Annotated in this window: 6 protein-coding genes and 2 pseudogenes; 2 read left to right on the top strand and 6 right to left on the bottom strand. The window is 68.8% G+C overall.

Annotated elements, in window-relative coordinates:
• Positions 1-90 precede the first annotated feature (90 nt).
• Positions 91-387, top strand: a pseudogene (locus ACZ4MF_RS45025) (SAM-dependent methyltransferase); the annotation flags it as partial.
• Positions 388-566: 179 nt separating this feature from the next.
• On the opposite strand, the pseudogene ACZ4MF_RS45020 reads toward ACZ4MF_RS45025, so the two are convergent.
• The 3 genes and pseudogenes from ACZ4MF_RS45020 to ACZ4MF_RS45010 all read right to left on the bottom strand — a co-directional run.
• Positions 567-1,000: pseudogene (locus ACZ4MF_RS45020) on the bottom strand (transposase); the annotation flags it as partial.
• Between the two features lie 324 nt (positions 1,001-1,324).
• Positions 1,325-2,473: an NAD(P)/FAD-dependent oxidoreductase gene (locus ACZ4MF_RS45015; protein ID WP_467499701.1), complete on the bottom strand. Its 1,149-nt coding sequence runs from the start codon at positions 2,471-2,473 to the stop codon at positions 1,325-1,327.
• A 73-nt stretch (positions 2,474-2,546) separates the two neighbouring features.
• A complete protein-coding gene (locus ACZ4MF_RS45010; protein ID WP_467499700.1) occupies positions 2,547-2,918 on the bottom strand; it encodes a MauE/DoxX family redox-associated membrane protein in 372 nt (123 codons plus the stop codon).
• Positions 2,919-2,921: 3 nt separating this feature from the next.
• On the opposite strand from ACZ4MF_RS45010, the gene ACZ4MF_RS45005 reads away from it, so the two are divergent.
• Complete coding sequence (locus tag ACZ4MF_RS45005) at positions 2,922-3,677, top strand: helix-turn-helix domain-containing protein (protein ID WP_467499698.1); 756 nt, start codon at positions 2,922-2,924, stop codon at positions 3,675-3,677.
• Between the two features lie 118 nt (positions 3,678-3,795).
• On the opposite strand, the gene ACZ4MF_RS45000 is transcribed toward ACZ4MF_RS45005, so the two are convergent.
• The 3 genes from ACZ4MF_RS45000 to ACZ4MF_RS44990 are packed head-to-tail and all read right to left on the bottom strand — an operon-like array spanning position 3,796 to position 7,024.
• Entirely contained in the window at positions 3,796-4,719 is a 924-nt protein-coding gene (locus tag ACZ4MF_RS45000; RefSeq protein WP_467499696.1) for an RNA polymerase sigma-70 factor, read from the bottom strand.
• A gap of 6 nt (positions 4,720-4,725) precedes the next feature.
• A complete protein-coding gene (locus tag ACZ4MF_RS44995; RefSeq protein ID WP_467499694.1) occupies positions 4,726-5,670 on the bottom strand; it encodes an NAD-dependent epimerase/dehydratase family protein in 945 nt (314 codons plus the stop codon).
• Complete coding sequence (locus tag ACZ4MF_RS44990) at positions 5,594-7,024, bottom strand: MFS transporter (protein WP_467499704.1); 1,431 nt, start codon at positions 7,022-7,024, stop codon at positions 5,594-5,596. The genes ACZ4MF_RS44995 and ACZ4MF_RS44990 overlap by 77 nt, the downstream gene beginning before the upstream one ends.
• Between the last annotated feature and the right edge of the window lie 2 nt (positions 7,025-7,026).

Raw genomic sequence — 7,026 nt, 5'->3', positions numbered from 1 at the left:
GTCACCCGCAGCCGCCTCGGACGCCTCGTCCGCCAAGGCTTCCTCACCCAACCCGGACGAGGCCGCTACCAGAAACGGACTTAACGCCCACTGAGAGGATCGGCCGTGGACGCATACCAGCCGCTGTTCGCGAAGATCGCCGACGGGATCCGGCAGGCCGGCAGCTTCAGCGAGCCCGAACAATGGCGCTTCGCCTGGGAACGCACCTACTCTCGAGAAGAGTGGCTCGACCAGCTCCCCACCTTCGGCGGCCTCACCCAACTCCCCGCAGACAAAATGGCCGAGGTCCTGGACAGCGCCGGGACCGCGATCGACAAGCTCGGCGGCCACGCCACCATGCCCTACACATCCGTCGTGATCACCTCGACCCGCTCCGAATCGGCCTGATCGCCGCAAACGTCGGGCGTCGCCGGGCACGAGCAGACTCATGCGCTCGGCGACGCCCCCAAAGAGGCGGGGCAGGTTCTCCGGCTCCTTACACCGGACCTCAGTCCATCGGTCCGTCCCGGCGAGCCACGCGATTGCTGAAGATCACCCATCGGCCCGCTGCCACTGACTTCGGCTGATCAAGGTGATGCCGTCCGTTCGCCGAGGTCGAGGCCGGTTCCAGCGATGAAGCCATCGAGGGTGCCGGGCCGGTACTGGAGACGTTTGAGCCGGTTGCGGACGAGCGTCTCCAGGCGGTCGAGGGCGACGGCGGCGAGGTTGGCCAGACTCTGTTTGACGTGCGCCCACACGCCCTCGACCGGGTTGAGGTCGGGCGAGCAGGGGGCAGCAGGAACACTGTCAGCCACTCACGCTCAGCGATCAAGTCCCGCATCGCGCGGGAGACATGGGCGTTCAGCCGGTCCCACACCAGCACGATCGGCGCCTTGACGAGTTGGTGAGCGCCGTCGATCAGCGCGATGAAATCTCGCTCGCCCATGCTGCGGCGCATGCCCTTGTCCGCGGGATGGGTGCGCAGCCGGTGGCGCAGCCCGGTGCGTGAGCCAGGCCGCGCCGTTTTGCGAACCAGCACCTTTGTCCGCGAGTGGCGGACACGACCTCGGCCTGGAACCCTCGGAAGCCCGGGACTCCGTTGCAGACCGCGAGGGTGCGGGCTCCATGCCCCGGCGGTCACAGTCGCGCAGCGGGTCGGCCCACGACTCGACCATCCGCCGCCCGCTCCCTCGGGCGATCTCATCCGGCAGTCAGATGCCGCTTGGCGTGCCGGCGTCCTCGTCGCATACCGCAAGCACGGGTTTGCCTTCGCCACCGACACCGCAACCTCCGCCTTACTCAACGACCTGTCGATCGATCCACCAGGAAGGTACGTCTCTTCCCGTCAGGGCTGACCCCCACGTGTTGACCGGTGCTTCTCGCCGCGCAGCCCGGAACGTACCGTGCTGCGCACAACCGCCTCCTTGAACGCTGCCGCAGCGCGGCCTGTCAGGACGAACCTGCGCGGGCGGTCGTCGGCACGGGTGAACTGCACGACACCGTCGCGCCGGCCCAGGCTGATGTTGGTGAAGACGTAGCCGATCCGGACCGGCCCCGATTCCCGGCCCGTCAACCGAGCCGCGACGACATCGGCCACGCCACGGCCCATGGGCAGTGCCGCCTGGCAGGACATTCGACTTGGTTCTCCGCTCACCGATGCTCCTGCGGCGGCGTCGCCGACGGCGTACACCTCGGGATGCGAGACCGAGCGCAGGGTGGCGTCAACGAGTATCCGGCCACTGTCATCCGTGGCGAACCCTGCTTCGCGCGCCAGGTCCGGCGCACGGAACCCGGTGCTCCATACGACGGCGTCGGCGGCGAACGCCCTGCCGTCGAGGGTGTCCACGCCGTTGTCCCGCACGGACATGACGACGGTCTTGGGATGAATCGAGACGCCCAGCCGGTCGAGAGCGCGCCGCAGATGGGTCCGGCCTCGCAGGGCCAGCCGGGATCCGACGTCATCGGCATCGGTGAACAGCCGGACGTGCAGCCCGGGATGACTCTCGGCCAGTTCCGAGGCGGTTTCCAGCCCGGTCAGTCCTGCACCGACCACGGCGACCGTGCCGCCGGACTCGATCTCGGCAATCCGGTGCCGCAACCGGTTCGCCTGCTCGGGGCTGGCGACGGCGTGGGCGTGTTCGGCTGCTCCCGGCACCTCGTCGAGCCGTGCCTGGCTGCCCGCCGCGTACACCAGAGTGTCGTAGACCATCACTCGTTGCTCGTCGCCCATGCACACGGTCCGGGCGGTGGTGTCGATCGCGGTCACACGACCGACGACCAGTCGGACCGGTGTGCCGCTGAGCTGTTGACGCAACGGCAGTACCGCCAGTCGCTGCCCTGCGGCGAGTTGATGGAGCCGGACGCGTTCCACGAACCGGTCCGAGGCATTGACCAGCGTGACGGTGACGTCGTTGCGGCGCAGGTTGCGGGCGAGGCGCTTGGCTGCCGACAGACCGGCGTAACCGGCGCCCAGGACGACGATGCGGTGACTCATAGAATGTAGCTTCCTCTGTGACTACGGGTGGTCTCGGCGCCGTCCGGGGCATTCGGGGCGCCAGGCATCGGGGTCAGGCCGCGGATCTGGCCACGACGACGGCCCAGACGATGTACAGGACGTTCACCGCCAGTCGAGCCGCGGCGCCGGCCGGCCGCTCCAGCAACCGGGGCCGGTCGGGCCGCGCATGTCGCACCGCGTCAACGTGGGACACCTGGTAGCAGGTGATCAGGAGGGCGGCAATCCAGCCTCCGACCGGTCTGCTGCGCGCAACCAGCACCAGCACACCCACGACGACCTCCGCGGCCCCGGTGACGGCCACGAGGAGCCGCTCCCTGCCAAGCCATGCGGGTACCAGCGTGCGGAAGTATTCGGGAGCCAGAAAGTGCATGACGCCCGTTACCGCCATGAACACGGCCAACCCGATGGCAGCGATAGCGTGCATGGCATGATGATCCGTTCGCTCCGGGCCTGGGAGCTTGAACAAAACGATCGCCGCATCGTCTTCGCCGCAGGCACCGAGGCGACGATGTTCGCCGAGTCCCGCCCCTTCCGCGTCTCCGAACATCGGATGCCCGCGTGGAAGACCGTGCTGCCGATCGGCGGCCACGCCGAACTCCTGCAGCCGGGACAGCGCATGGTCGCCGCGCCCGGGCTGATCGTTCCACCTCAGCTGTCCCACGTCTGTGCGGCCACATCGCCCTACGTCGCCTTGTTCATCGACTCCTGGCTGCTGCCCTCCGGCCCGGGACCGATACGACTCGAGGCAGGCACGGTCCGCCGGCTGCTCGACGCGCTCGACGTGGCCGGCTCCGAGGGGCCCGGCACCCACGTGGATCTGGCCGCCGTATACGCCGAGCTGCGCGCAGTCGTAGGGCACCCGGCACCGCTCGATCCGAGAGTCGCCCACGCCGTTCACATGTGCACGATGTGCGATCCGGACATGCCCCTCGCTTCCATCGCCGACGAGGTCGGCCTGTCGGCACCGCGGCTGCGGGCCTTGGTTCGGCAGGACTTGGGCATCGCGCTCGCTCACTTGCGGCGATGGGGCCGGCTCCGTACCGCGATCGCCAGCCTGCCGGACGGGGCTGCGGCCCTGGCTGCGGCCACCGCGGGCTTCGCCGACCAGGCCCACCTCACCCGTACGGCACGGGACTTCATCGGCCGTACGCCCGCCTCCCTGCGACCCAGCAGGTCCGCCTGACGGGGGTCCATGTCTTGCCATGCGAGCGCGGCATTCACCTACCTTGTGCGGGTCTCCGTCCTTCCCCGACCGGTGCCGGAGGAGCCATGACACCTGTCGAATGAGTGTGCCCGGCCGTTCAGCCGCTACCACCGGTCCGGTGGCTGGCGCGCACGCGGATGCCGAGGTCGCTGACCTGGTCCAGGTGGTTCAGCTTGTCGGGGTTGTTGATGGAGTGGATCGTCTGGATCCGGCCTTCGGCGATGCCGAGTCCCATGACGCCTACCAGCCGCTCCTGCGCGTCGTACGCCAAGGCACCGGGCTGGCCGTTGACTTCGGTGACGCGGATGCGTACGCCGTGGTGTGCGTACACGGAGAACCCTCGCAGGACGGTTTGGGCCACACGTTGCCGGCCGCCCACCGGTCGGCCGAGTGCCGGCACCTTGCCGCCGCCGTCGCCGTGCAGCGCCACGTCTTGAGCCAAGAGCGACTCCAGTGCCCGCAGGTCGCCCTTCTGGGCGGCGGCGAAGAAACCCTGGGCCAGTTCTTCTCGTTGCCGCTGCGAGACGTGGTAGCGCGGTCGGCGCTTGTCGAGGTGTTTGCGGGCCCGAGCGACCAGGTGCCGCGTGCTGTCCACGTCGGTCCCCAGGATGTCGGCGATCTCCCCGTACGGGTAGTCGAACACCTCGCGCAGCAAGAACGCGGCCCGTTGGCGCGGCGTCAGACTCTCCAGCAGCACCAAGAACGCCAGCGACAGAGTGTCGGCCATCTCGGCGAGGTCGCCCGGTGCCGGACCGGTGACCAGCGGTTCCGGGAGCCACTCGCCGACATAAGTCTCCCGCCGTACGCGTGCCGAGCGGAGCTGGTCGATGGCCAGCCGGGTGGCCAGCGTGGCGATGTACGCCCGCGGCGAGGTGATGGGCTCATCCCGCTGCAGCGTCTGGTGCATCCGCAGGAACGCCTCCTGCACGACGTCCTCGGCTTCGCTCACGCTGCCGAGCATGCGGTAGGCGATGGCGAAGGCGCGAGGGCGCAGCTCGCTGTACAGATCCGAGGCAGGCATACCGGGCTATCCCAATCCCTGTGTGAAGCCAATGCGCCAACTCGGGTACCGAAGCGTCCAGTTCAGCTCACGCCTGGTTTTCTCGCTGGAGATCCCGCGGGCCCGCGTCATGGTGTCCACTGCGGCCTTGCCGGCCAGTGGACGGACGAGCCACGCGGGAATGCGGCGCGGTGGTCTGGCGCCGAGTGCGCGGGCCAGTTCCGGCAGCCACACGTGTACCGGTGCCGGCTCGTCGTCGGCGACGTGGTAGATCCCGGGCTTGCCCCGTTCGATCGCTGCGACCGTGGCCGACGCGGCATCGTCAATGTGCACCAGCGACCACACTCCGCTACCGCCGCCGACGATCGGGAACTTCCGCTTGCGGATCTGCTCGGCCATGACGGCGTCCGGCGCGGCGCTCATAGCAGTCCCCGGGCCGTAGAGGCCGCCGTAGCGCAGCGCGATGCCCTCGGCCCAGTTGATGCCGGTCACCGAGTCCTCCAGGTGGCGCAGCGCGCTCACCGCCTCCGCGCCGTCGGCCGGCGGGTTCGGCTCGAGCCGGCCGCGCTCGTCGGTGACCGGGCCGCCGGTGCGTTCCATCCACAGGGCGTTGCTCTGGGCCACGAATCTGCGGGCGCCGACGGCGCGCGCGGCGGCGAGCAGATGGTCGGTACCCTCGGTGCGCAGCCGGTTGGTGGCGGCCGCCATCTGCTTCACGCTCTTCAAATCGGCCGGTCCGCTCAGCGCGGTGAGTTGATGGACGATCACTTCGGGCTCGGCCTTGGCCACTGTGTCGGCCACCGAGTCGGGGTCGAGCGCATCAACGACGGCCGGCTCGGCGCCGAGCGCGCGCAGGGCATCGGTCTTGGCAGCCGAGCGGGTGGTGCCGACGACCTCATGGCCGCGCGCCACGAGTTGGGTCACAAGTCGGCTGCCGATGGCACCGGTCGCGCCGGCGATCAGGATCTTCATGGCTCTCCGTTCGTCGTGCTGACACACAGGAGACGGGGCGCCCCTGCATCTCATGACCTGTTGTGATCCAGTTCACAAGGAGGTGCGGCGGTGTGCGAATGCGTTCGATGCTTCCCCCCCAGGTCCACACCGCGGTGGCAACGACGGCGAGGGTGATGGTCGCGATCCCCGAAGCAGCCAGCACCTGCTGAGGCCCCATGGCGGTGCTGAGAGGACCGCCGAGCGCGGTGCCCACCGAGGAGGAGGTGAGAAGGGCGGCGCCCCGGGCGGCCAGGACCGTGGTCAGCCAGGCTGCCGGGGTGCGGTTCTGGAACAAGGTGAAGGACAGCGCCGTGAAGGGTCCGTAGATCATGCCGCCGAGCGCAAAGCACACAAGAGAGATGCCGGCTGGCACGCCCAGGCCGAAGGGCACAAGCATCAGGCCCCAACCGGCGACGATGCCCAGAGTGACCGGCCACAGCGGAAGCTTGCTCAACGCGCCAGCCGTCAGGCCGCCAAGGACGGCACCTGCCCCGAACAAAGTCCAGTACAACCCGAGCAGGCTCGCACCCGAGTGAAGGTCGTCGGTGACATGCAGCGGAAGCGCGACCTCCACCGGTCCATAGAGGAAGTTGAAGAACCACGTCAACGCGAGAACCCCGACAAGCTCAGGCTGCCTGCGCAACAAACGCAGACCGGCGGCCGATCGGCTGGTACCGATCGGCGCAGCCGTCTCAGCCACCTTGCCTGCCTTGGCCACATCGTCCAGCCGACCGACCCGGACGGCAAGAATGGCGAAGGACACGGCGTCGAGGCCAATGATCCAGGCCGGGCTGACGACTGCCGCCAGGACTCCGGCAAGTGCAGGACCGACGACGACAGACGCCGAGGCGCTCGAACTGACCAGCGCATTCGCGGCAAAACGCTGATCCGGGGGAAGCAGCTGGGAAACCAGGGAGTACTTCCCCGCACCACCCCAAGCATGCAGCACCGACGACCCGGCGAGCAGGACGACATAAACAACCGGGTGCAGCACTCCCGCTGCCCAGGCCAACGGCACACAGCCCAGAAGCAACGCGCGAAGCCAACTGTCTGCGGCCAGCAACCGCCGAGGAGTCAGTCGGCGCAGCCACCGGCCGCAGACAAGCACCCCAGCGGCCCCGGGAAGGGCATAGGCGGCAACCGCGGCACCGACGACGAGCCCCGACTGACCCGGAGGCGCAATCAGAACGGCTAACCACGCCACGGCGACCACACTCATCCCATCACCGACGTCGGAGGCCGCCAGGGCCGGCAAGAGCCGGCGGAACTCAACATGAGCGAACAACGGCCGATACGTCGGCGGTAACAAGCGGGTTGTCGATGAAAGGGGCACCG

This window comes from Streptomyces sp. NPDC025793 (assembly GCF_055558375.1).
The sequence above is the reverse complement of the archived record's forward strand: the minus strand, read 5'-3'. Positions and strand labels throughout refer to the sequence as shown.

What these genes read in the sequence shown, in the direction of transcription:
- ACZ4MF_RS45015 (WP_467499701.1), bottom strand. Translation starts at nt 2,473, where the DNA reads ATGAGTCACCGCATCGTCGTCCTGGGCGCCGGTTACGCCGGTCTGTCG.
- ACZ4MF_RS45010 (WP_467499700.1), bottom strand. Translation starts at nt 2,918, where the DNA reads ATGCACGCTATCGCTGCCATCGGGTTGGCCGTGTTCATGGCGGTAACG.
- ACZ4MF_RS45005 (WP_467499698.1), top strand. Translation starts at nt 2,922, where the DNA reads ATGATGATCCGTTCGCTCCGGGCCTGGGAGCTTGAACAAAACGATCGC.
- ACZ4MF_RS45000 (WP_467499696.1), bottom strand. Translation starts at nt 4,719, where the DNA reads ATGCCTGCCTCGGATCTGTACAGCGAGCTGCGCCCTCGCGCCTTCGCC.
- ACZ4MF_RS44995 (WP_467499694.1), bottom strand. Translation starts at nt 5,670, where the DNA reads ATGAAGATCCTGATCGCCGGCGCGACCGGTGCCATCGGCAGCCGACTT.